Origin of the sequence: Hyalangium gracile (genome assembly GCF_020103725.1) — a bacterium.
Taxonomy (GTDB): domain Bacteria; phylum Myxococcota; class Myxococcia; order Myxococcales; family Myxococcaceae; genus Hyalangium; species Hyalangium gracile.
In genome coordinates this window covers 11,623-35,319 of the sequence record NZ_JAHXBG010000026.1, presented here as the reverse complement: position 1 = coordinate 35,319, position 23,697 = coordinate 11,623, and the positions used below count along the sequence as shown (strand labels likewise).

The window sequence follows — 23,697 nt, the reverse complement described above, 5'->3', positions numbered from 1 at the left end:
ACGATGCGAGGGCATACCTCTGCCCCAGGAAGGAGACCTCCATGACCCTCGCACTTCGAAAGCACTGGTGGTTGGGCGTGCTGGCCCTGGGCATGGGGTCCGGCTGTAGAGAGCCCCAGCCGCCGCTCATCGGGCCCAACCTGGTGGTCAACGGCTCGTTCGAGGCTGGCCTCGAGGGCTGGTGGCATACGACGAACGTGAAGGAGGGAACGGCCTCCGTCAGCGCCGAGGCGGCGGACTTCGGCAGCGCGGGGCTCAAGCTCAAGAAGGGCACCGAGGGCTGGGGCTGCATGGCGGGCCAGGAGACGCTGGCGCACCGCGCCGGGCAGACCTTCCAGGTGAACGCCCGCCTCAAGGGTGCCGCGGGAGGCGAACGCGTCACCTTCAGCTTCCACGGACAGGGCTTCGAGGTGGTGGCCGAGAACCGGTGGCGGACGGTGTCCCGGATGCTGCTCCTGCCCGAGGCCAACAGCAACGCCACCGCCCTCATCAGCGTCACCACGAACGAGGCCACCGTCTATGTGGACGAGGTCTCCATCGCCCAGGCCGTCGTGGAGAAGGGCGATGCCGACGAGGAGGAGGACAACCTGCTGAGCAACGGCTCCTTCGAGAGCGACCTGGGGATGTGGAACTTCTGGACGAACTCGCCGGATGGCTCGGCCTCCACGTCACCGGATGCGCGGCACTCGGGCTTCCTGGGCATGGTGCTGACCCGAGGCGCCGAAGGCGCCATCAGCTCGGTGAAGCAGCCCCTCCGGGATCCCGTCGCCGAGCGGGAGGAGTATCGCATCGAGGCCCGTATCCGTGGCACCCAGGGAGGCGAGATGGTGAACCTGTGCCTTCAGATGAACGACGAGCCCTGGGATGGACCGTGCGAGACAGTGAGCGCCACCACCGAGTGGCAGCACGTCACCAAGAAGATCGCCATCGAGGAGGCGCTGTTCGACGAGCGCGTCGGCGCGGTGCTCTCCCTGGGCAGCGAGGGCACCGTCATGGTGGACGACGTGATCGTCGTCCGGACGCGGCGAGGCTACTAGGGTCTCCCTCCCTGCCGGGGCGCGGACACGCCGGTGTGGCTCAGATCCTCGATGCGGCGGAAGTAGTCCGACTGGAACTCGAAGATGCGCATGATGTTGGTGGCGAAGAGATAGACCACCAGCATGACGATGAGCGCGAACACCAGGTTGCGCAGCCCCCGCAGCGCGGCCTCGGTGTTCTCCCGGGCTTGCTGTTGCAGGAGCGGCTCGATGCGGCCGGAGCGCTCACCGATTCCGACCTGACGCAGCGACTCCGCGTCCAGCACGCCCAGCCACTCCACCACGTCCGTGAAGGTGGCGCCGTCCCGGAGCCGCTGGACCGCCTGACCGGCGCGCGCCTGTAGCTCCGCGTTGCCCGTGGACTCGATGGCTGCCTGGAGGCTGCGGGGCGCGTCCAGCCCGGCGCCCAGGGACGTCCCCAGCACCTCGCAGAAGCGGCTGGCCTGGAACCGCCGGTGGAACGTCCCCAGCAGCGGGAGACGCAGGCGGAGCCGCTCCCAGCCCGCCTCGAGCCCGAGCGCCGCCAGGCCCAGCGGCGCCACGAAGAGCGCGAAGCCGACCGTAGCCGCCGAGAGCATCCGCCCGACGATCGCGAGGATGGCGCCCCCGATGATGCCATCCGTCCCGCTGGAGCTCATGGCCCCGGTGGCCGCATCCAGGAACGAGCCTCCGATGATGAACGCGCCCAGCAGATAGACGGGGTAGAGGCACAGCGCGAGCGTGCGCCAGCGCAGCTTCTGGATGGCCTCCATGCGGGCGATGACACCCGCCAGTGCCGCCTCGAGCGTTCCGGAGAACTCGCCGGCCTCCAGCGCGGCCACCACGTGCGGCTCGAACCAGGAAGGCTGGCGGCGCAGGGCCTCGGCCAGACCGGAGCCGCTGGCGATGGCCGCGCCAACATCGGCCACGGCACGGCGGAAGGCGTCCTTGTCCGCCCCGCGCGACAGCTCCGTGAGGGCCAGCGACAGGGCCACGCCGGAGCGAAGCATGGTGTGCAGCCCGACGTAGAAGCCGAGGCGCTGGCGGTGACGCGCCATCGACACGAGCGGATGACGGCTCCAGGCCCGAGCCACCCGCTCTCCCATGCCGCTGGGAGGCGCGGAGCGCTGCGCCGGGCGGACGGGCCTCGGCGACGCCGCGCTGCTCCGAGGCCTCTCCCGAGGCGACTCCTGCGAGGCCGCAGGGGCCACCCGCGATGATCGCCGCTCGTTCATGGCAGGCCCTCTCGCCCGGCGCTCAGCGCCACCATCGGCTCCGCCGATGCGTAGGGAGCAGCAGCATGAGGACGATGAGCCCGATGATGATCCCCGCGGCCCGCACCTGCCCCGTCCCGTAGCGCCAGAGGCCGACGGGCACGAGGATGCTCAGGATCAGGACACCGGTGCGCGTCACCGGGTTGGAGATGAGCGACAGGAGCCGCCAGCCAATGGGCGTGTCACCGAGGAAGAAGTCCCAGTTGAAGCTCGAGCGCTGCTCCTCCTCTCGCAGCTTCTCCAGCATCTGCCGGTAGCGGGCATCGTCCTTCTGCTTCTCCTCGGCGAGCCGCTGCTGCCCGAGCGCCTCGGTCGCCTCACGCTCCCGCGCCAGGTCCTGCTTCCGGGTCTCCCAGAGCTGCTCGTTGTAGGCGCGCTGCTGGGGCGTGTTCAGGTCCGCGCCGCACACCGTGCACTCCCTGGCGAAGCGACCGTTGTCGGACTCGCACCGGGCGCAGCGGGGAAAGCGCTCCTTCTCGGCCTGGGGCTCGGACAGCGCCAGCGGCGCCTCGCCTCGGAAGCGCTCGAGGTGCGCGTCGGGGACGCTCCCCGCCTGGGGCGCCGCCTCCCGCTCCACCGGGTTCTCGAAGCGGTTGCCGCTCTGCAGCCGGGTGGCCGCCTCGGGCTTCGCGCCCTCTCCGCGCGAGCGCTCCAGGTGGAGGAAGCGAGAGAACTTGGGGCTCATTTCCGGCCCCCTGGAGCCACCGCCCCTTGCAGGCCCTCCGGCGGGCCTCCGGGCGACGCCGGGCGGGTGCGCCCCCTGGCCCAGTTCCGCAGCCGGGAGATCTCATCCCTCATGGTGACGGACAGCGGGAACGTCTCTCGAATGGCCTTCACCAGGTGCTGCTGCCCCAGGTCCACGTTCTCGCCGAAGGCCTCGTACAGCCCCGCGATCACCGCCTGCTCGATCTCCGCGCCGCTGAAGCCGTCGGTGGCGGTGGCCAGCGCCTCCAGATCGTAGTGCGAGGGCTCCCGCTTCCGGCGGTTCAGGTGGATGCGGAGGATCTCCCGACGCTCGGCCTGCTCGGGCAGATCGATGAAGAAGATCTCGTCGAAGCGGCCCTTGCGCAGCAGCTCGGGAGGCAGGCCGTCGATGCGGTTGGCGGTGGCCACCACGAACACCGGCGCCGTCTTCTCCTGCAGCCAGGTGAGCAGCGTGCCGAAGACGCGGGCGGACACGCCGCTGTCCCCAGTGCTCGAGGAGGCCACTCCGGACAGCCCCTTCTCGATCTCGTCCACCCAGAGCACCACGGGCGCCACGCTCTCCGCCACGCGGATGGCCTTGCGCAGGTTCTCCTCCGAGGAGCCGATCAGCCCGCTGAAGATGCGCCCCATGTCCAGCCGCAGCAGCGGCAGGTTCCAGTGCGCGGAGATGGCCTTGGCGGTGAGGCTCTTGCCGCAGCCCTGCACGCCCAGCAGCAGCACGCCTCGTGGCTCGGGCAGGCCGAACTGGCGGGCTCGCTCCCCGAAGGCGGCGGTGCGCTGGCTCAGCCAGGACTTCAGGTTCTGCAGGCCGCCCACGTTGCCCAGCGTCTCGTCGGGCGGGTAGTACTCGAGCAGCCCGTTCTTGCGGATCACCTGGCGCTTCTCGTCCTGGATGCGCTTGATGTCCTCCACGCCCAGCTTGCCGTCGTGGGCAATGGCCTTGGCGAAGGCGTTCTCCGCCTCCGCGAGCGTGAGCCCGAGCGCCGCCTTGATGAGCTGATCGGCGTGCTCGCGCGACAGGTCGACGGTCGCCTTGTTGCCCTTGCGCACCACGGCGACGATCTCCTTCAAGAGCTGCATGAGATCGTTGTACCCGGGCAGCGGCACGTCGATGACGGAGACCTCCTTCTCCAGCTCGACGGGGATGGTGAGCGACGGCGAGAGGAGGATGACGGTGGTGAAGGTGCTCTTGAGGAAGTGCGCCAGCTCGCGGAGGGCCCGGACCACGCCCTTCTCCTCGAGGTACGGATGGAAGTCCTTGAGCACCACGAGCGCCGGCTCGTTCAGCTTCTCGATGGCGGCCAGCGCCTCGATGGGGTTGCGCGTCTCCTCGGACTGCGTCGTGGTGCGCGTTCCTCCCACATTGCGCAGGCCACGGATGACGGACCAGTGGAAGAGCGCCTTGCCGTGCGAGCGGGCGAGCTCGGCGAGGATGGTGTCCACCCGGTGCTCCTCCCACGAGACGAGGTAGAGCAGCGGGTAGCGAGCCCGGATGAGGATGTCGAGTTCCTCCAACCACGGCATGGAGGAAGAGCGTGGGGAAGCAGAGCCAGCGGCCGGGGGAGCCATGGCTCAGATATAGCAGGCGAGGCCCGGGCTCAGTAAGCCCACGCCCCGATGGAGAAGGCGTGTGCCACCTTGTGGTTGAGCCACAGGGCCAGGAGCGCCACGGACCAGCGCAGCCAGGCGGGTCGCTCGGCGACCCAGTCTCCCACCCGGAACAGCACGGGGAACAGCACCGCGCCGAAGCGGAACGCGTTCCCCAGGTCTCCCTGGGGCAGCATGACCGCGAGTGACACCAGGCCATACAGGCCCAGGGGCCAGCTCCTGCGGATCAGCGCCACGCTCCCCGCGAGCCACACCGCCCCGAAGAGGTTCCTCAGGCCCAGCCACCACCCGGGCCGGTGCCACTCGTTGCCGAACCAGAGCCCGCGCAGCGCTCCCCACAGCGAGTCCACGTGGTGCCAGTTCTGCTGGGCATGCATGTGCGCGAGCGGGTCTCCCGCGGAGCGCCATTGGTACAGGAGGAAGCCCGCGAACGACGCGAGCGCCACCCCTCCCACCGTCGCGAACCGCCCGAGCCGGCCCGGCCACGGCCCTGGAGCCTGCGCCACCAGGAGCGCCGCGGTGACGGCCACGAAGACGCCCTGGTTGCGCGTCCACACGCAGAGCGCGACGAAGACGGCGGCCTGCCACACGCGCCCATCCCAGGCGCAGGCGAGGGCGCCCAGGGACAGGAGCAGGAACAGGCCCTCCGTGTGGTGCGAGTGCAGGGCGAAGCTGCCCGGGCTGTAGAGGAAGAAGAACCAGCCCCACGCCGTTCTCGGCTCGAGCGGAGAAGCGTCCTGCCCCCGCGCTCCTCGCGAGGAGCCCCAGGCGACGAACGCCAGCAGGCAGAGCGAGGACAGCACGCAGCCGATCACCGCGGGCGGCAGCCCTCCTCCCAGGACGGCGCGCACGAGCCACACCAACCCTGGGTAGAGCGGGAGAAACGCCCGGAGCGCCGGGTCCCCGTACCCCTCGGTGATGATGCGGGTATAGAGGTGCGAGTCCCAGCGATTGATGGCGTCCAGCTGCGGGAAGCCCCGGTGGAACGCGGTCCACGCCCAGAGCGCGAAGTGGTGCGCCAGCATCAGCGCGGTGAGCCCCAACGCCACCTGCCTGCTCGGGGGAGCAGTCCCCAAAGAGGCGACTTTCGTGGGCCAGGTCTTCACTCGCGGCAGTCTCGGGGCAGGACTCCACTGACAGCAAGCACGGCGTGCTCCCGGAGCGACACGGAGCCGGGCGACGCGCGGGGCCGGCTCACCTGCCCTCTCCCCCCCACGTCCTTCCCCGCATTTCACTCCTGGTCTTAGCTCAGGCTGCCACGGACGGCATCCGGTCGTCCGGGCAAGTCGAGCAACAAGGAGAGACGATGCTGCGCAAGATGACGATGGCCCTGGCGGGCGCGGTGCTGCTGCTGGCGACCCCTGCCCTGGCCGGCGACAAGTACCACGTCTACAAGACGTCCAACGGCGAGTGTGAGATCGACACGCGCGACCATGCGGCGATGAAGAACCAGCGCGGCACGGACAACTGCAAGGGCCACCATGACTACCGCCTGGACGCGGAGAAGACGCGCAAGGAGCAGGTGAAGTCGGGCGCCTGTAAGTGCCCCTCCGGCAACAACTGCTGATCTCCCGCCGTCATCCGGCACACCCGCGCTCACTGCCGCCACGCGCTGCCGTGACGGCAGTGGGCGCATCCTCAGCCCGGCATCGTCCCCACGTAGCGCGAGGCGGGCCGGATGAGCTTGCCCGTCGCCCGCTGCTCGGCGATGTGCCCCAGCCACCCGGCGACACGACCGCAGGCGAAGGTGGGCGAGAACATCGTCCGGTCGAGCCCCACCGCGTCGAGCAGCACCGCCGTGTAGAACTCCACGTTGGCGCGCAGCGGACGGTCCGGGTAGCGCTGGCGCAGCAGCTCCTCGGCCGCACGCTCCACCGCCCTCGCCAGGGCCAGCCGCTCGGTCCTCAGCCCTCCCCGCTCGAGCCGCTCGATGGCGCGCTCCAGCACGGCCGCGCGCGGGTCCCTCACGCGGTAGATGCGGTGTCCCATGCCCATGATGCGACGGCCCGCCTCCAGCTCCGCCTCGAGCCACGGCCTGGCCTTCTCAGGCCGACCGACGCCGTCGAGCATGTCCAGCACCGGCCCCGGCGCGCCACCGTGGAGCGGCCCCTTCAGCGCGCCGATGGCTCCCACCACCGCCGACACGGCATCCGAGCCCGTCGAGGCAATCACCCGCGCGGTGAACGTGGAGGCATTCAGCCCGTGGTCGGACACGGTGACCAGATAGGCATCGAGCCCGGCCGCCCTCTCGGGCTGGGACTCTCCCGTCATCATGCGCAGCAGGTCCGCGGCGTGAGACAGCTTCGGATCCGGCCGTACCGGCGCCAACCCGCGCCCGCGTCGCGCCCAGGCCCCCGTGAACACGGCGACAGCTCCCGTGAGCAGGAGGGAGGTCTCCAGCTCGCGGCCCGCCCCGGCGGAGACATGCGCCACCGAGGCCCGGAGCGCGTCCATTCCATCCTCCGCGCCGAGCGCGCTCCCCAGCCCCTCGAGCCACTCGAAGGCGCGCACCCGAGCCTCGCCCAGCGCAGCCTGGAGCGAGGCGGGCAGCGGCTCCTTGGCGTACGGCGCCCAGAGCCTCGCGCACACCTCCTCGAAGGAGACAGCTCCAGCGAGCGACTCCACGTCACTGCCGGCAATGACCAGCCGGCCCTGCTCGCCATCCACCTCGCTCAGCCGGGTCTCGGCGACCACCACTCCTTCGAGTCCCGCCTGCACTGCTGACTGCGTCGTGCCCATGCTCGGCCTCCTCGAACAGGAGGATTAAGGCAGAGCGAAGGGTCCCGAAACTCGATTCGACAATCGACATGGGGAAGCCGCTCAGGCCTCCCGCGGGGCCGCGCCCTCGCCGCCTCCCTGGCCGTGCTCCCGGCGCTTGAGCACCCGCGAGCGAGCCGACTCCACCAGCATGTACAGCACCGGGATGAAGATGAGGTTCACGAAGGTGGACAGCAGCATGCCGCCGAACACCGCCGTCCCCAGGGACTTGCGCGACGCGGCGCCCGCCCCAGTGGCCAGCACCAGCGGCAGCACGCCCAGCAGGAACGCGAACGACGTCATCAGGATGGGGCGCAGGCGTGTCTGCGCCGACTGGATGGCGGCCTCCACCACGCCCTTGCCCTCCTGGCGCAGCTGCTCGGCGAACTCCACGATGAGGATGGCGTTCTTGCTCGACAGGCCCACCAGCATCACCAGGCCCACCTGACAGAAGACGTCGTTGGCCAGGCCTCTTAGGTTCTGTAGCCCCAGCGCCCCCAGGATCGCCACCGGCACGCCCAGCATCACCACCATCGGCAGGGCGAAGCTCTCGTACTGCGCCGCGAGCACCAGGAACACGAAGACGACGCCCAGCCCGAAGATGATCAGCACCTTGCCGCCGGCCTCCTTCTGCTCGCGGGACAGTCCCGTCCACTCGAAGGCGAACCCCGCGGGCAGGCCCTGCCGCGCCACCTGCTCCATGGCCGTCAGCGCATCGCCCGTGCTGGCTCCGGGCGCCTGCTGGCCGTTGATGGTCGCGGAGCGGAACAGGTTGTAGTGCTGGATGCTCGCCGCGCTGGTGACGGGACGCACCGTCACCAGGGACTCCAGGGGCACCATCTCCCCCTGCGCCGAGCGCACATAGAAGGAGCTGATGTCCTGGGGCTCGTTGCGGAACGGCACCGCCGCCTGCACGTACACCCGGTACACGCGGCTGGCGAAGGTGAAGTCATTGACGTACTGGCTGCCCAGGTACACCGACAGCGTGGAGTAGACCGAGTCCAGCGAGACGCCCAGCGCCTCCGCCTTCTGCCGGTCCACCTGCACATCCAGGAGCGGCGTGCTCGTGGTGAAGGAGGAGAACACCCCGCTCAAGCCGGGCGAGCGGTTGGCCTGGGCGACGAGCTGCTGCGTCACCTGCGCCAGCTCCTCCAGCGTGTGGGTGCCGAGCTGATCCTCGAGGACGAACTCGAAGCCACCCACGCTGCCCACGCCTCGAATCGATGGCGGCTGGAAGGGCAGCACGCGCGCGCCGCCCACGGAGAGCAGCTGCCCGCGCAGCCGATCCACCAGCGCTCCCACGCCCTGGTTGTCCCCCTCGCGCTCCTCCCACGGCTTCAGGTTGACGAAGAGCGTGCCGGTGTTGGGGCCGGCGCCCAGCAGCGAGAAGCCGCCCACGGTGAAGATGTCCGCCACCTCCGGCTGCTTGCGCAGCACCTCCTCCGTCTGGATCAGCACCTGCCGGGTGTAGTCCAGGGACGTGCCCTCCGGCCCCTGCACCGCGACGATGAGGTAGCCCTGGTCCTCGGCCGGGATGAAGCCAGTGGGCGTCGCGCGGTACAGCAGCGCCGTCACGATGAGGCACGCCACGAAGGCCGCCACCACCCCCCACCGCAGAGGCCCCAGGAGCTTGCCCAGCAGCCGCCCGTAGGCGTTGCGGAAGGCGTCCAGCGTGTGGTCCACCCACCGGGCCGCCCGCCACTTCTCCCCCTCGCGCCCGCGCAGCAGCCGCGCGGCCAGCGCCGGGGACAGGGTGAGCGCCACCAGCGCCGACAGGGCGATGGAGAAGGCGAGCGTCAGCGCGAACTGCTGATAGATGGCGCCCGTGGTGCCCGGGAAGAAGGACACCGGCACGAACACCGCGGACAGCACCAGCGCCACCGCCACCACCACGCCGGCCACCTGCTTCATGCCTCGGTGCGTGGCCTCGCGCGGGCTCACCTTGTCCTGCTCCATGATGCGCTCGACGTTCTCGATGACGACGATGGCGTCATCCACCACCAGGCCCGTGGCCAGCGTCAGGCCGAACAGCGTCAGCGTGTTGATGGAGAAGCCGAACGCGCTGACGAAGGCGAAGGTGCCGATCAGGGACACCGGCAGCGTCGTCGCCACCACCAGCACGCTGCGCCAGCCGTGCAGGAAGACGAAGACGACCAGCACCACCAGCAGGATGGCCTCGGCCAGCGTCGTCAGCACCTCCTCGATGGAGGCCGACACCGCGCGCGTGGTGTCGAAGGCCGGCTCGTAGGTGAGCCCCGGCGGGAAGGTGGCCTTGAGCCGCTCCAGCTCCGCCACCACTCCGTCGCGCACCTCCAGCGCGTTGGAGCCCGGGAGCTGGAAGATGCCCAGGCCCACCGCCTCGCGGCCGTTGAAGCGCAGCAGCTGCCCGTAGTTCTCCGCGCCCAGCTCCGCGCGGCCCACGTCCTTCAGCCGAACCAGCGAGCCGTCCTCGCCTCGCTGCACGACGATGTCGTTGAACTCCTCGGCCGTGGTGAGCTGGCCCAGCGCGCGCACGGTGAACTGGTATGTCTGCCCCTGCGGCGCGGGCTGCTGGCCCACCTGTCCGGCGCCCACCTGCAGGTTCTGCGAGCGCAGCGCCGCCACCACGTCCTGCGGGGTGAGGCCCCGGCTCGCCAGCTGCGTGGGATCCAACCACAGCCGCATGGCGAAGCGCCGCTCGCCGAAGATGCGCACGTCGCCCACGCCCCTGACGCGCAGCAGCGCGTCCCGGAGGTACACGTCCGCGTAGTTGCTGATGAAGCCCCGGTCATACCGGTTCTCGGTGTCGTACAGCCCGAAGGACATCAGCAGCTGCGACTGCGTCTTGTTGACGGTGATGCCCAGCGCGTTGACCGCCGCCGGCAGGCGCGCGGACGTGGTGGCCACCCGGTTCTGCACGTCCACCGCGGCGATGTCCACGTCGTAGCCGGGCTCGAAGCTGATGGTGATGCTGCTGCTCCCCTCGTTGGTGCTCGTCGAGGAGATGTAGCGCATGCCCTTGAGGCCGTTGAGCGCGCGCTCCAGCACCGTGGTGACGGCGCTCTCTACCACCTCGGCGGACGCGCCCAGGTACGTGGAGTTCACCGTCACCTGCGGGAGCGCCAGATCCGGGTACTGCTCCACCGCCAGCGAGGGGATGGTGATGGCCCCCACCAGGGTGATGAGGATAGACACGACGGCCGCGAAGATGGGACGGCGGATGAAGAAGTCAGTGAACATGCGCGCCCCTCACTGCCCCGCGTCCGAGGCTCCGCCCACGCCCGTCTCCTGGGAGCCCCTGGGTGTCGCCGGCTTGGGCTGCACCGGCTGCCCGTCCCGGAGCAGCTGCACGCCGCTGACCGCCACCCGGGTGCCCTCCTCCAGCCCGCCCACCAGCTCGTAGGCGTTGCCCTCGATCTGCCCCAGCGTCACCGGCTGGCGCTGCACCACGGTGCCGCCATCCCCCGGAATCACCGTGAAGGCGAACGCCTGGCTGCCGAGCCGCGACACCGCATAGGTGGGCAGCAGCAGCGCCTGGCGCGTCTGGTACACCACGCGCGCGCGCACGAACTGCCCGGAGCGAAGCCCCGTCGTGTTCTCGAAGGCGGCCTTCACCTCCACCAGCTGGGTGTTGCCGGTGGGCGTGGGGGCCACGAAGAAGACGGGAGCGCTCACGTTCGGCTCTCCCTCCGTGTCCAGCAGCTCCACCACCGTGCGCCCGACCTCGATGCGCGCGGCGCTCTCCACCGGCACCTGCACGGACACCTCCAGCGCCTGGCTCTGGTCCACGCTGGTCACCGCCATCTCCGGGGTGACGTAGTCGCCCACGTTCACCGGGATGTCGCCCACCACCCCCGCGAAGGGCGCGCTCACCTCGTGGTAGCCGAGCTGGACCTGCTGGGCCTGGCTCTGCGCCTCGGCGGCCCGGGCGCTGGCCTCGGCCGACGCGGCCTGCGCCACGGCCTGGTCATAGTCCTGACGGCTCATCAGCCCTTCCTTCAGGAGCTGGGCGGCGCGCTCGCTCGTGCTCCGCGCGAACTCGCGGTTGGCCAGCGCCGAGGCCCGCTGCGCCTCCGCCGCGCGCAGATCCGCGCGCTGCTGCCGGGCATCCACCACCAGCAGGACCTGCCCCTGCTTCACCCGCTCGCCGGGCTTCACGCGGATGGCCTGGACGGAGCCCGCCACCTGCGGACGGAGCTCCACGCTGGTCCGGGAGAGCACCTGCCCCAGGTACTCCTGGGCGTCTCGCACCTCGCCCGGCTTCAGCGCCAGCACCTCCACCGGGAGGGCGCCGTTGGCGCCTTGTGGGCCCTGCTGCGGTCCCTCCGAGGCCTTGTTCTTGCCGCACCCGGCCAGGAGCAGGATCGCCAGCCCCACTCCGCCCACGCTCACCAGTCGCATGCCGCCTCCGCGAGAAATGCCGTCACCTGGGTGTCCTGGAACTGGAACTCGCGCAGCACCAGCTGCAGCTCCGCCTGCCGCAGCGCGCCCGCCGACTGAACGAGCTCCAGGCTCGTCCCCGTGCCCACCTCGAAGCTGCGCCGGGTGAGCCGATCACTCTCCTCGGCCAGGTGCCGGGCTCGGGAGGCGATGTCTCGCGCCGCCTGGGCCACCTCCACCGCGCGCCGGGCCTGGGCCACCTCCGCCGTCACGGAGAGCTCCCGCGCCGCCACCTCCTGCCGAGCCACCTCCGCCTGGGCCCGCGCCAGCCGCAGCCGGCCCTCTCGCACGCCTCCATCCCAGAAGGGCAGCACGAGCGCCGCGCCGATGTTCCAGGCAGGCACCTCCGCGAAGCCGGGCTCCACCGTGAGGGCCGCCGTGGTGCTCTGCAGCGCCAGCGTCGGGGCGTAGGCGGTCTTCACCTCCGTCACCGCGCGCTCGGCCACGGTGAGGCGGGCGCGCGCCGCGGCCAGGTCCGGCCGGCTGTCCAGCGTGTCGAGCGGCCGGCAGTCCTGGCGGACCTGGGAGAGCAGCGCCACCAGGTTCGTGTTGGACGCCAGCCCCACCGGCCCCTTCACCCCGAGCGCCAGGCCGAGAGTTTCACGTGCCTGCCGCAGGGACTCGTCGCCCGTCACCACCGCGTCGCGGGCGCTCTCCGCGTCCTGCTGCACGCGAAGCACGTCCAGCTGCGTGCCGGCGCCCAGCTCCAGCCGGCGCTGGGCCAGGGCGAGCCGCTCCAGCGCGGTGCGCAGGTTGACGCGGTTCACCTCGGACAGCCGCTCCGAGGCCACCACCGACACGAGCGCGCTGGCGAGCCGCCCCGTGAGCTGCCTGCGGATGTCGGCCAGGGACAAGGTGGCCGCGCGCCGCGACTCGCGGGCCGAGCCCAGCGCGGTGAACGCGCTCAGGTTCACCAGCGGCACCGTGGCGCTCAGCAGCCCCACGCCCAGGGGCGAGGTGGGCGTCCTGTCTCCTCCTCCTCCCCCCACACCGCCGCCGACGCCGCCGCCCACACCGCCGCCTCCGATGAAGCTCGTCGCCTCCGGATTGAGGACGTTGTACTGGACATTGATCGTCCCCTGAAGGGTCGGAAGCAGCGCGGCGAGCGCGATGCGCCACTGCCCCGCGGCGGCCTCCACCTGGGCCAGCGCCACCTGGAGATCCGTGGAGCGCCGCCGCAGCAACCCGAGCGCCTCTCCCCAGGAGGACAGCTCGCGCGCCGCCGATGGCACCGGGGCGAGCAGCGGATCCGAGACCTGGGGCTGAGGAGGCGTGGCAGCCGCGGGCGGTTGCGGCGCGGGAGCCGCGGGTGTGGCCGGGCTACCAGCGGCGGGAGCCTGGGCAGGCTTCGGGCCAACCTGGGCCGTCACCCCCTCGGGAAGAAGTCCGACAGGCAACAACGATGCAGCGAGCAGCAGGGCGTTCATAGGGGCACGCCCAGAGGTAGGAAGGAAGCGAGCTGCCGGCCACGCCCATGAGGGTGATCGTCTTGCTGGCTAACAGACGCTGCGTGCGGGTGCTCACCAGCGGATGGATGCGGGTGGACACGGGTCCAGTTTCCCGTCTCCCGAGAAGCCAGGAGCCCCTCGGCCTGGAGAAGCGGGGCCTCGATTCTCCCTTCGTGACGCTCCTGTTACATTCGCGAACGGGGTGCACTTCCGCACCCGCCCGCCTCGCGGGCCTCCCCTTCCACCTCGAGATCCATGCGCCTCCTCTCTCGTCGCGGGCCTCGCCTGCTGACCGCCCTGCTCGCTGGCTCCACCCTGACCCTCACCGGCTGCGGTGAGGACGACAAGACGCCGACCGGACCGGTCGACGTGACCGTGATGACGCGCAACATCTACCTGGGGGGCAACATCTTCCTGCTCGCGCAGGCGAAGACCCGGCAGGAGATTCCTGGCATCGCCGGGCAGCTGTTCGCCACGGTGCAGGCGACGAACTTCCAGGAGCGCGCCGGGGCGCTCGCGGCCGAGATCGCCGAGAAGAACCCGGCGCTGGTGGGGCTCCAGGAGGTGTCCCTCTACCGGACGCAGTACCCCAGCGACTTCTTCTCCAACGGAGCGGTGAACGCGCTGGTGGATGCCTCGGACTTCGTCGCCATCCTGCAGCAGCAGCTCCGGGAGCGGGGGCTCGACTACCGCATCGCGGCGCGGGTGAGGAACGCGGACTCCGAGCTGCCGGCCGCGCTCTCCAGCAACGCGAATGATCTCACGGACATCCGCCTGACGGACTACGACGTGATCCTCGCGCGCGGAGACGTGCGGACCTCCGAGGTGGTGGAGCGGAACTACGTGAACAACGCGCAGGTGGCCACGGGGGGCGGCTCCGTCACCTTCACGCGCGGCTTCACCAAGGTGGACGCCACCGTGGACGGCGCGAGGTTCACCTTCGTCAACTCCCACGTGGAGGGCATCATGCCCGCCAACGAGCAGCAGTCTCGCGAGCTGGTGGCGGCCCTCGGGGGCTACTCCCAGCCCGTCATCGTGGTGGGCGACCTCAACAGCGGTCCCGGCAGCCCGACGCCGGGCTACGGCATCCTCCGCGACGCGGGCTACACCGACGCCTGGACGGTGGCGGGCTCGGGCCCCGGCTTCACCTGCTGCTTCAGTGATCGGGTGAACGACACCAGCACCGCGGCCCTGGACGAGCGCATCGACCTGGTGCTCTACAAGGGTGACCGGCTCCAGCCGGTCTCGGCCGAGGTCGTCGGGGACGAGCTGGGAGACCGCACGGCGTCCAGTCTCTGGCCTTCCGACCATGCTGGTACCGTGGTCACCTTCCGCATCGAGCGCTGACGCTCCCCTACGCCGCCATGACCCTGAGAACCTTCGTCGAGAGTCTCTGTTCCAGCCAGTGCGCCGGCCGTGCCCCCGGAAGTGCCGGGGGTCGAGCCGCGCGAGCCCTCGTGGTGGAGGCGTTCCGGGAGGCGGGGCTCGAGCCCGTGGAGCAGCCCGTGCCGGGCTGCAACGGAGCGAACATCCTCGCGCCGCTGCGGGGTGAGCAGGATCGGTGGGTCCTCGTGGCGGCCCACTACGATCACCTGGGCCGGGAGGGCAGCCACACCTTCCACGGCGCGGACGACAACGCGGCGGCGGTGGCGATCATGGTGGAGGTCGCCCGGGCCCTGCGACGCAACCCTCCCAAGGGGCGAGGCGTCCTCTTCGCCGCGTTCGACGGCGAGGAGCCGCCTTACTTCCTCTCGGAGGCGATGGGCTCGGAGCACTTCGCGCGTCACCCGACCGTCCCCCTGGACACCATCGATCTGATGGTCTGCATGGATCTGGTCGGACACGCGATCGGGCCCGAGGGAGCACCGGACGATGTCCGCCGGTCCGTGTTCGCGCTCGGGGCGGAGCGCAGCGAGGGAACCGGGGCGCTGGTGGAGCGGATGGCCCGGATGGAGCCGGGAGTGGTCATCCGGCGCTTCGACGCGGAGACGGTGCCTCCCCTCTCGGACTACTGGGGCTTCTGGCGCCGCAACGTGCCCTTCCTCTTCCTCACCAACGGACGCTGGCGCCACTACCACACGCCGGAGGACACGCCGGAGAAGCTCGACTACCCCAAGATCGAGGCCACCGCCCGCTGGCTGGAGCAGCTCGTGCGCGAGTCCTGCGCGCGTCCCGAGCCGAGGGTCCGCTTCCTGGCGGAGGTTCGCGATGACGCATCGACGCTGCGCTCGCTGATCGACCTGCTGGCGAAGCTCGAGACGCTGTCGCCCATGGCGGCGGTGGGGCGTGCCTCGGCCGAGCAGCTCCTGGAGCGGTGCGACGCCTCGGGCCGGCTCGGGGACTCGGAGCGGGCGGGGCTCCTGATGCTGGTCGGCCAGCTCGAGCGCGGGCTCGCCTGAGCGCCTGGCGCCCGAGGCAGACGGGCTGTCACACTTTTTCGCGGGGTCCGTACCTCCTGTCGGCACTCAACGCCAAAGGAGGCGCACCATGCGCGCGAACATGTGGAGCCGTGTCCTCGTCGTCCTCAGCTTCTTCTCTCTCTCCGTGCAGGCCTCTCCGCCGGACGCCCAGGAGCCGGGCACGCGCGTCATCGTCCGGCTCGCCGAGGCGAGCGGCGAGCTCCCGGACGCGGAGAAGATGGTCGAGTCGCTCGTGAGCGTCGGGGGCAAGCACCAGATCCAGGTGAAGCGCCACGTGAAGGCGGGCCAGCAGGAGCATGAGGATCCACGGAACCCGCGGATGCGCATCCGGGTGCGCAAGCAGCATCCTGGGCCGGCCGCTCCTCCCGAGTAGGCCCGCCTCGACGGGGGCACGGCGTGGACGAAGCCCTCCTCGTCCACGTCGAAGTGGAGCGAGCCCCGGTTCTCCCCGATGACGAAGAGGACGTAGCGACCGCCCGGTTCGAGCGATCGAGGTTCCTCCACCAGCGCGAAGCCTTCGGCCCGCTCGCCATACGAGAGCCGACGACCACTCTGCTGTTCACCGAACGGCTCGGCACGCAGGTGCCACAAGAGCTGCCTTTGCCTGTCGAAGACCTGGATGGTGCTGTAGCGGGGACGATCTGGATGCTCGGGATCCTCCACCATGAAGCGAGGCGCTGGTAGCCGCTCCTCCTGGGAGGCCAGCATCACTTCGATCCTGGGACGGCAAGCGGTCAGCAGCAGGAGGGCCGTGCCCGACAGCAGTCCAGCAGTGCGAACGAATCTCAGAGGCAGCCCACCGTCTTCAGGCCATCGTCGCTGCTCCCGGAAATGAGCGCAGCCCCTCCCTCGAGCTGCCGCATGCGTTGTCAGAGGCCTCTGCTTGGATGGAGGAGGCGTGCAACGAGGAGGGTGGCGGGGATGGAACACAAGGGGCTGGTGTCGAGAGTGGCGGAGCAGTTGGAGCAAACGATTGCCCTGGGGCAGTGGCCCAAAGGCAGGCTGCCTTCCGAGCGGCAGATGGCCCAGCGCTATGGCGTGTCGCGCACCACCATCCGAGGAGCCCTCCAGGGGCTGGCCGCCAGAGGACTCATCGTTCAACACCCCGGGAGACAGAGCCGCACGGTGCCCCTGGGCGAAGCGCTGTCGCTCGAGAACCTGAAGCTGCTGCTGCCCGAGGGCCGTAAAGACATGGACCGCCGGCCGCTGCTGGAAGGGTTCTTCGCCCTCAAGCGCGAGGTGACGGTGGAGTTGCTGGCCGCCTGCTGCGAGCACGCCAGCCAACAGGACGTGGAACTGCTGCTCAATGCCAGCTTCGCGCTGAGAGATGAGGCCCGCTGGCAGGAGAAGCGCACCCGGTGGGTGGAGCGAGAGTTCGACCTGCTGCGGCTGGCGGCCCAAGCAGCGGACCGTCCCGGCCACCTGCTGCTCCTGATGTCGTTGGAGAAGGCCTTCCGAGGCTTGGCGGACGCGCTGCTGCCGGCACTGCAACCCGAGGCTCTCCAGCAGTGGGCCCAGTGCGTGTTCAACTCCCTGGCCGACCGTGACGCCCAGGCCCTTCGCCAACAGCTGCCGGCGCTGCTGAAGGCCGCCGATGAGCCGCTGCTCGACCGCCTGGCCCCGGTGCGTGATGCGCACACCGCGCCTGTGCCCCTACCGCCTTCCGGGGAGGTGCCCGTGTCGGGCGAGAACGCCAGCAACTGGTCTGCCTGTCATACCAGTTCGCAACCAATCGAGCCGACAGGCAGGGGCCCTCTCCACGCGGAGAAGGGCGCCGATGTGTGTGCCACTTCGAGCCGGAACGCTCCCTCGGCCCCACCCGCTCCGCTCCCCGTTGGCGAGTGGCAGGAGGATTCCTGCGGCTCCGAATCCATTGCGGCCCCACCTGCCTTCCGCTCCACCACCGGCGGTGTTCCTGCCAGCTTCTGTTCCGCGCCCACCCTGATGCTTGCCTGGGCACCTCCTTCCTTCTCGGCAGTCTCGGCCGTGGACGCCGGAGGCCCACCCGCTCCGTCACCGGAAGCTTCAACGGCCGTGGTAAGGCAGCCCGTCCCCAACGAGCGACAAGCCACTCTGCCGGCGGACGCGGGCAATCCTGCGTCGCTGGGCCCGGGCGAAGCAGCAGGAGTGAGCGCTCGCCAGTACACAAGTGGGCACGTCGGGTTGGAGGAGACGGCCCCCTCTGGTCCACAACACCACCGGCCTGCGTGTTGGCTCAGGTCTTCTCTGGCGCCTGGCTTCGCGTCCTGCTCCCTCACCCAACTGCCCTGAAGAAGGGTAACCGGCTGCCATCACGCTCACGGCGGGAGCACGGGCCTTCCGGTCTCATCCCTCCAGACGCGATCCCCTTCCCAGGTGACGGTGTACGGTCGGGCCTGGACGATGACCACCCGGCGCGGTTCACGCACGAGGAGGAACTCCACGTCCACTGCCCGTCCACTCACGCCGAGCCCATCCTGGGTGAAGGCATTGTGGATGATGCCGAGCGCGGTGCTCAGCTTCTCGACATCCTCGTCCGAGAGGATGGGGGCGTCCGGCGAGCCCGAGCTGCGCGAGAGCCGCTCGAAGCCCCTGCCCTCCTCGAAGGTGTAATAGAGGATCTGCTCGGGGAGCTCGTCGCCGCGCGCACCCGTGACGCTGCCTCCCGAGAGCTGGGCATTGATGAGGAAGCCGGGCCGGCCCTGGTGGAACGGGTTCGCCGTGATGGCCACTCCGTTGGCCACCGTGTCATCCACCGACTGCTGCACCAGGATGGCCATGCCCACCGTGCGCGGCTCGATGCGGTAGTACCACCGCTCCTCGAACGCGCTCCACAGCCAGACGCTGGACCAGACCTCTCGCAGCCCCTGCGCTACCTGCTCGGCGTTGGTGGGGTCCACCCTGCGCGAGCGGTAGAGCCCCGCCCCATTGAAGCCGGGGAGATCCTCGGCGTTGGTGCTCGAGCGCAGACGCACCTTTCCCGGCGGGAGCACGGCTCGAATCCGAGCGAGCAGCGGCTGGAGGATGTCCGGCGGCACTGGCGCGCGCTCCATGGCCTCGCGCAACGCCTGCAAGTCCCGCTGGCGCTTGTCCGGGCTGCGCTGGAACTCCGGATCCGCGAGCATGGCCTCGATGCGCGCATCCAGTCCGTTGACCCGGAGGAAGCGTGCATAGGCGTGGAAGGGCAACCCGAACCCCTTGGGCACCTCGATGCTCGGGGAGAGCTGGGCCACCCGCGCGAGCTGGGCGGCCTTCGCTCCGAAGAGAGAGACATCGTCCGGGTCCATCTCGGTGAGCAGCGGCATGCCCACGTCGCGGTCGTCTCGCTCGGGAGTGAACGGGCGCGCGGGCCGATGCGCCTCCCACGCGCTCTCGGCCCGAGGGAGTGTCGCCGGCTCCAGGCGAAAGCCCCGTGGCTCCACCACCAGGTGCACCAGCTGGTTCTCCAGCTGCTTCACGGAGGGATGCGCCAGCAAGCCCCTCGCCGACATGTTGGGCGTGCGGCGGTTGTGGCACAGCACGTTGATGTGGCCCAGCGGCGCCTGGAGCTGCTCGGACATCACCCCGGCCACCACGGGCAGCTCCTCCGGCAGCTCCGCCAGCACCACGATGTCGTACGGCCTCAGCTCCCGAGGCTCCACCTTCCGGCCCACGGGGAAGACGCGCAGGTAGCCGTAGGCCTCGCCCATCTCCAGCGGCTGGTAGCGCGTCTTGCCCGCGATCGCATCCACCGTGACCACCGGCATCAGCGCCTGGAGACGTGCGAGCTCGCGCTCATGAGCGGGCGGAACGGGCCGGTAGCGCAGCTGCTCTCGGAAGAAGACGCGCTTGCGCACCTCGGAGAACGCCCGCGCGGTGGCCTCCACGTCCAACGTATCGTTGGCGCTCAGCTCGAAGGCCCACACGTCCGCGTCCACGTAGTGGGCCAGCGTGCCCAGCACGAACCGGCGCTCCTTCGAGCGGTACTCCTTCTCGTAGAACACGGAAGGCGGCGGAACCGGGTGGGTGAAGGTGAAGAGGAACCTGCGCGCGAAGGTCAGGTGCAGCGGCCAGCGCTCGCTCTGCATGAAGTAGACGTTGCCGTCCATCGAGTCGAGGACGACCTTCACCACCTCTATATTGGCCTGGAACTCGGAGCCTGGACGCGCGGCGAGCGCATGCCACACCTCAGGGGTGTCGATGGTGTGGGCATAGTCCCCCTCTCGCATGGCCGCGGCCCCGCCGTCCGTGGGCTGCGCGGTGATGATCTTCGGTGCACAAGCCAGAAGGCTTGCGGAGAGAAGCCAGAGGAGCCGGTGATTCAGAGCGTGCACCACCCGACGATACGTCGAGTCCAGGTCCGCCGCTCTCCAGTAGCGAACACCTCTTGCCGGACTGCGTCAGCCACCCTGCTCGCGTGCTGTCCACTGGCGCTCATCCGCCGAGCCGTTTCGAGCCGCGAAATTATCCTTCGTCCATTTTGCCCTGCCCGCGCATTTCACGGGTAAGGCAATCGACGGAGGCACTGATCATGTTGCAGGGGTCGAGGGTGGCGCAGTCGGGGAAGAACCAGGAGCTGAATCCTTCCAAGGGGGGCGCCCAGCCTCAACAGAGTCCGCGGCCGTCGAATACCCTGGCCAAAGCCCTGGAAGAGGGCTTCTCCCGGCCGCTGCGAGTGCTCTGTGTCCTGCCGGGTGTCCCCTTCCCCGCCTTCAGCGGCGGCACCCAGCGGACGCTGGAGCTGATGCGGACACTGGCGGGCCAGGTAGAGCTGACGGTGCTCGCGTTCCAGGGACCCGGCGAGGACGCGGACGGCTTCCGGGAGCAGCTGGGGCGACACGTCACGGTGCGGACGGTTCCTCGCTCGAACCGCTCGCCCTGGCGCCCGGGCGGTGTGCTCGCCAGCCTCGCCCGAGGCGTGCCTCCCTCCTATCTGCCTTACCTGGCTCCTGAGGCGCTCACCGCCTTCACCGAGCTGCTCTCGCAGCGGCCCGTGGATGTGGTCCACTTCGATCACCTGCACACCGCCCAGTGGGCGCCCCTCGCGCGCTCCCTCTGCCCGACGGCCCGGCTCGTCCTCGACGAGCACAACGTCGAGTCCGCCCTCTTCGAGCGGCTGGCACCTCTCGCGCCGCTCCCGCTCAGGCCGCTGGTGCGGTGGCAGCACCGCCAGGTGCGTCAGCTCGAGGCGCACCTGCTGAAGCAGATGGACCTGGTGCTTGCCTGCTCGCCCGTGGATGGCCAGCAGCTGGAAGGCCTGGGCGCCCGCGCCGTCCATGTCGTCCCCAACGGGGTGCGCATCGACAACTCGCCGGGACAGGCGCTCGCGAGGACCCTCCGCAAGGATGTCGTCTTCGTGGGAGCCATGGACTGGCTGCCCAACGGGGATGCCGCCCTCTGGCTGGCGAAGGAGCTGTGGCCCCGCGTGGAGGCGGACCTCGCCCCCAGCCGGCTGATGCTCATCGGGCGCAATCCGTCCTCGCGCCTGCAGTCCTGCCAGCGCGAGAACCTGGTGGTGACGGGGACGGTGCCCAGCGTGGCGCCCTACCTCGAGGGGGCCTGGGCCACGGTCGTTCCCTTGCGCCTCGGCTCGGGCACGCGGCTCAAGCTGCTCGAGGCCGCGGCCGCCGGCGTGCCGATCGTCGCCAGCCCGCTGGCCGCCGAAGGGCTGCCCTTCCAGAACGGCCGCGAGGCGCTGCTGGCCAATACGGAGGCGGAGTTCGCCAGCGCGCTCCGCTACCTCAAGAACAACCCCGAGGAGGCGAGCGCCATGGCCCAGCGCGCCGCCACCCTCGCCCAGCGTTACGCCTGGGGCGAGGTGGGGGCGGAGCTGATGCGCGCGTACCGCTCCACGGCTCCGGCGTAGAGCTCGTCGGCGTAGCGCCGGCCCACGGCCTCGGGCGCATAGCGCCGCTCGACGTGGGCCCGCGCCCCCAGGAAGTCCCGGCCCTCGTCGGCCACCGCGCGCAGCACGCGCGCCAGGGCGAGCGACAGCAGGTGCGGGTGGCTGGGCGGAACCAGCTCTCCGCGCCCCTGGGCGAGCAGGTACGGCAGCGCTCCCACGGCGCTGGCCACCAGGCGCCGCCCGCTGGCCATGGTCTCCAGGGCCACCATGGGCATCCCCTCCGTGAGCGAGGGCATCACCACGGCATCCGCGGCGGCATACACGGGGCGCGACGCGGTGAAGCCCAGCCAGCGCACCGGCAGCCCACGCGCGAGCACCTCCAGCCGAGCGCGCTCGGGCCCCTCCCCCGCGATGAGCAGGAGCGGCGGGCGGGGCAGGCGCCTCAGCGCCTCGAAGAGCACGGCGTGCCCCTTCTCGGGCGACAGGCGTCCCAGCACCGCCAGGGTGGGCTCCGCATCGGACAGCCCGAGCTCATGCCGGGCCGCCCGCGCTTCGTTGGCGGTGAGCGGCGCAGGGAGGGCCAGGGCGTTGGGAAGGTGCATCACCCGGGCGAGTGGCGCCCAGCGGCGCACGCGCGCCTCCAGCTCGCGGGACACGACCGCCACGCCCTGCACGGCGTTGGCCAGGAGGCGGGCACTCGCCTCGTACGCCTGGACGAGGAGGTTCTCGCCGGTGTCCCCATGAAAGGTCGCCACCACCGGCAGCCCGGCCCAGCGCGCCGCCGGCAGCGCCAGGGCCAGGGACTTGAAGTCATGCGCGTGGAACAGACAGGCCGAGAGCCGCCGTGCCTCCGCGGCCAGCGAGCGCACCGCCTCGGCGTCGAAGCCCGAGCGCGCGGGGATGCTCAGGGCCTTCAGCCCCAGCCGCCGCGCCTCGGGCACGAGGGCATCCGCGCGCCCCGGAGGCACCAGGCTGAGCAGGAGCGGAGCAAAGGGCGGCGGCGTGTGGGCCGCCAGCGACATCAGGGAGCGCTCGGCGCCATACAGGCCGCCGGAGCTGCGAACATGGAGGACAGGCTTCAGCTTTCCCACCGGCTCACCACATCCCGATAGAGGGCCGCGTAGCGCTGGACCATGGTGTCCAGCGAGTGCTCCCGAGAGCGTTCCCGCGCCCTGCGACCCATGGCGGCGCGCCGGTCCGCATCCCCGGCCAGGGTGCGCAGGGCTCCCGCCAGGGCGCGCGCGTCACCCGGAGGCGCGAGCAGCGCCGTCTCCTCGCCTACGTGAACCTCCCGGATGGCGGGGATGTCCGACGAGACCGTGGGCAGGCCCGCCGCCATCGCCTCGAGCAGCGCCAGCGAGCGCCCCTCGCGCAGGGAGGGCTGCACGTAGACATCGAAGGCGGGGAGCAGCCGCGACCCGTGAGGCACCTCGCCCAGGAAGTGGACGCGCTCCACGTTGCGCGCGCGCAGCGCGCTCTCCAGAGGCCCCGTGCCGATGAGCACCAGGTGCGCCTGCGGATCGCGCGCGAACGCCTGGGCGAAGGCCTCCACCAGCGTCTCCACCCCCTTCTCCGGGTGCAGCCGGCCCAGGTAGCCGAAGACGGTGGCGCGCGCCGGCAACCCGAGGCGGGCCCGGATGGCGGAGCGCTCCCGGGGTGAAGCCGGCTCGGGCAGCGGAACACCATTCTCGATGGTGACGACGTTGGCGGTGCGAGGCGCCCAGGCGCGGATCTCCCGCTCCACCTCCCGGCCGCAGGCAATCAGCGCCGGGGAGAGGCTGGCGGCCACCGAGGCCAGCGGCCGCAGCTTGGAGCCGGGCTGCGCCGTCTGATGGAAGGTGGCCACGGGCGCCGCGCCGCCCGCGAGCAGCGAGGCCGCCGCCGCGTTGAGCCAGGGCCCCATGTCATGCCCATGGACCAGGTGCGCCTCGAAGGCACGCAGCTCCTGGGTGATGCGCCGGAGCGCAGCCGGAGACAGCCCGGGCAGCCCCTCCAGCCACACGCACGGAATCTCGTGCTCCGAGAGCAGGTCGCGCACCGGCCCGTCATCGCCCAGTGCCAGCACGAGCGGCTCCAGCCCCAGCTCGCGCCCGGCCGACGCGAGCCGGACGACGAACGTCTCCAGCCCTCCCAGCTGGAGGCCATGCATCAGGTGGACGACGCGCAGGCGGCGCCCGACGAAGGGCGCCTGGCGGGTGGGAGCGGAGCGCGAGGAAGCGGAGGAAGACGAAGTCTTGGGTGACATGG

At 70.7% G+C, this 23,697-nt stretch carries 19 protein-coding genes; 8 read left to right on the top strand and 11 right to left on the bottom strand.

Going from position 1 to position 23,697, the window contains the following annotated elements; translation table 11 throughout:
* Positions 1 to 41: 41 nt before the first annotated feature.
* Positions 42 to 1,037, top strand: coding sequence for a carbohydrate binding domain-containing protein (locus tag KY572_RS37195; protein ID WP_224248461.1), 996 nt, complete (start codon positions 42 to 44; stop codon positions 1,035 to 1,037).
* Here KY572_RS37195 and KY572_RS37190 read toward each other — a convergent pair.
* The 4 genes from KY572_RS37190 to KY572_RS37175 all read right to left on the bottom strand — a co-directional run bounded on the left by KY572_RS37190 (position 1,034) and on the right by KY572_RS37175 (position 5,652).
* Positions 1,034 to 2,251, bottom strand: a complete 1,218-nt coding sequence (locus KY572_RS37190; RefSeq protein WP_224248460.1) for a type II secretion system F family protein — start codon at positions 2,249 to 2,251, stop codon at positions 1,034 to 1,036. The two genes, KY572_RS37195 and KY572_RS37190, sit on opposite strands and share 4 nt — an antisense overlap.
* Positions 2,252 to 2,273: 22 nt before the next feature.
* Positions 2,274 to 2,975 (bottom strand): hypothetical protein, encoded by a 702-nt coding sequence (locus KY572_RS37185; RefSeq protein ID WP_224248459.1) that lies wholly within the window; start codon positions 2,973 to 2,975, stop codon positions 2,274 to 2,276.
* A complete protein-coding gene (locus KY572_RS37180; protein WP_224248458.1) occupies positions 2,972 to 4,519 on the bottom strand; it encodes an AAA family ATPase in 1,548 nt (515 codons plus the stop codon). Before KY572_RS37180 ends, KY572_RS37185 begins: the two co-directional genes overlap by 4 nt.
* A gap of 74 nt (positions 4,520 to 4,593) precedes the next feature.
* Positions 4,594 to 5,652 carry a hypothetical protein gene (locus KY572_RS37175; RefSeq protein WP_224248457.1) on the bottom strand — a complete coding sequence of 353 codons (1,059 nt, stop codon included), beginning with the start codon at positions 5,650 to 5,652 and terminating at the stop codon, positions 4,594 to 4,596.
* Positions 5,653 to 5,909: 257 nt separating this feature from the next.
* Here KY572_RS37175 and KY572_RS37170 point away from each other — a divergent pair, with 257 nt between their 5' ends.
* Positions 5,910 to 6,170, top strand: coding sequence for a hypothetical protein (locus tag KY572_RS37170; RefSeq protein ID WP_224248456.1), 261 nt, complete (start codon positions 5,910 to 5,912; stop codon positions 6,168 to 6,170).
* A 71-nt stretch (positions 6,171 to 6,241) separates the two neighbouring features.
* On the opposite strand, the gene KY572_RS37165 is transcribed toward KY572_RS37170, so the two are convergent.
* The 4 genes from KY572_RS37165 to KY572_RS37150 all read right to left on the bottom strand — a co-directional run bounded on the left by KY572_RS37165 (position 6,242) and on the right by KY572_RS37150 (position 13,206).
* Entirely contained in the window at positions 6,242 to 7,342 is a 1,101-nt protein-coding gene (locus KY572_RS37165; RefSeq protein ID WP_224248455.1) for a citrate synthase, read from the bottom strand.
* Positions 7,343 to 7,423: 81 nt separating this feature from the next.
* Positions 7,424 to 10,579, bottom strand: a complete 3,156-nt coding sequence (locus KY572_RS37160; RefSeq protein ID WP_224248454.1) for an efflux RND transporter permease subunit — start codon at positions 10,577 to 10,579, stop codon at positions 7,424 to 7,426.
* 9 nt (positions 10,580 to 10,588) lie between these two features.
* Positions 10,589 to 11,740 (bottom strand): efflux RND transporter periplasmic adaptor subunit, encoded by a 1,152-nt coding sequence (locus tag KY572_RS37155; RefSeq protein ID WP_224248453.1) that lies wholly within the window; start codon positions 11,738 to 11,740, stop codon positions 10,589 to 10,591.
* Positions 11,728 to 13,206, bottom strand: a complete 1,479-nt coding sequence (locus KY572_RS37150; RefSeq protein ID WP_224248452.1) for a TolC family protein — start codon at positions 13,204 to 13,206, stop codon at positions 11,728 to 11,730. The genes KY572_RS37155 and KY572_RS37150 overlap by 13 nt, the downstream gene beginning before the upstream one ends.
* 276 nt (positions 13,207 to 13,482) lie before the next feature.
* On the opposite strand from KY572_RS37150, the gene KY572_RS37145 reads away from it, so the two are divergent.
* The 5 genes from KY572_RS37145 to KY572_RS37125 all read left to right on the top strand — a co-directional run bounded on the left by KY572_RS37145 (position 13,483) and on the right by KY572_RS37125 (position 17,918).
* Complete coding sequence (locus tag KY572_RS37145; protein WP_224248451.1) at positions 13,483 to 14,574, top strand: endonuclease/exonuclease/phosphatase family protein; 1,092 nt, start codon at positions 13,483 to 13,485, stop codon at positions 14,572 to 14,574.
* A 110-nt stretch (positions 14,575 to 14,684) separates the two neighbouring features.
* On the top strand, positions 14,685 to 15,626 hold the full coding sequence (locus KY572_RS37140; protein ID WP_224248450.1) for a M28 family metallopeptidase: 942 nt from the start codon (positions 14,685 to 14,687) through the stop codon (positions 15,624 to 15,626).
* An 88-nt stretch (positions 15,627 to 15,714) separates the two neighbouring features.
* Positions 15,715 to 16,020, top strand: a complete 306-nt coding sequence (locus tag KY572_RS37135; RefSeq protein WP_224248449.1) for a hypothetical protein — start codon at positions 15,715 to 15,717, stop codon at positions 16,018 to 16,020.
* Positions 16,021 to 16,043: 23 nt separating this feature from the next.
* Positions 16,044 to 16,331: a hypothetical protein gene (locus tag KY572_RS37130; RefSeq protein ID WP_224248448.1), complete on the top strand. Its 288-nt coding sequence runs from the start codon at positions 16,044 to 16,046 to the stop codon at positions 16,329 to 16,331.
* A gap of 237 nt (positions 16,332 to 16,568) precedes the next feature.
* A complete protein-coding gene (locus KY572_RS37125) occupies positions 16,569 to 17,918 on the top strand; it encodes a FadR/GntR family transcriptional regulator (RefSeq protein WP_224248447.1) in 1,350 nt (449 codons plus the stop codon).
* A 26-nt stretch (positions 17,919 to 17,944) separates the two neighbouring features.
* Here the strand turns inward: KY572_RS37125 and KY572_RS37120 are convergent, their stop codons facing one another.
* Positions 17,945 to 19,834, bottom strand: a complete 1,890-nt coding sequence (locus tag KY572_RS37120; protein WP_224248446.1) for a PEP/pyruvate-binding domain-containing protein — start codon at positions 19,832 to 19,834, stop codon at positions 17,945 to 17,947.
* A gap of 302 nt (positions 19,835 to 20,136) precedes the next feature.
* On the opposite strand from KY572_RS37120, the gene KY572_RS37115 reads away from it, so the two are divergent.
* Positions 20,137 to 21,471, top strand: a complete 1,335-nt coding sequence (locus KY572_RS37115; RefSeq protein WP_224248445.1) for a glycosyltransferase family 4 protein — start codon at positions 20,137 to 20,139, stop codon at positions 21,469 to 21,471.
* Here KY572_RS37115 and KY572_RS37110 read toward each other — a convergent pair.
* Entirely contained in the window at positions 21,408 to 22,541 is a 1,134-nt protein-coding gene (locus KY572_RS37110) for a glycosyltransferase (protein WP_224248444.1), read from the bottom strand. The genes KY572_RS37115 and KY572_RS37110 overlap by 64 nt on opposite strands.
* Positions 22,529 to 23,695, bottom strand: a complete 1,167-nt coding sequence (locus KY572_RS37105; RefSeq protein ID WP_224248443.1) for a glycosyltransferase — start codon at positions 23,693 to 23,695, stop codon at positions 22,529 to 22,531. The genes KY572_RS37110 and KY572_RS37105 overlap by 13 nt, the downstream gene beginning before the upstream one ends.
* Positions 23,696 to 23,697 lie beyond the last annotated feature (2 nt).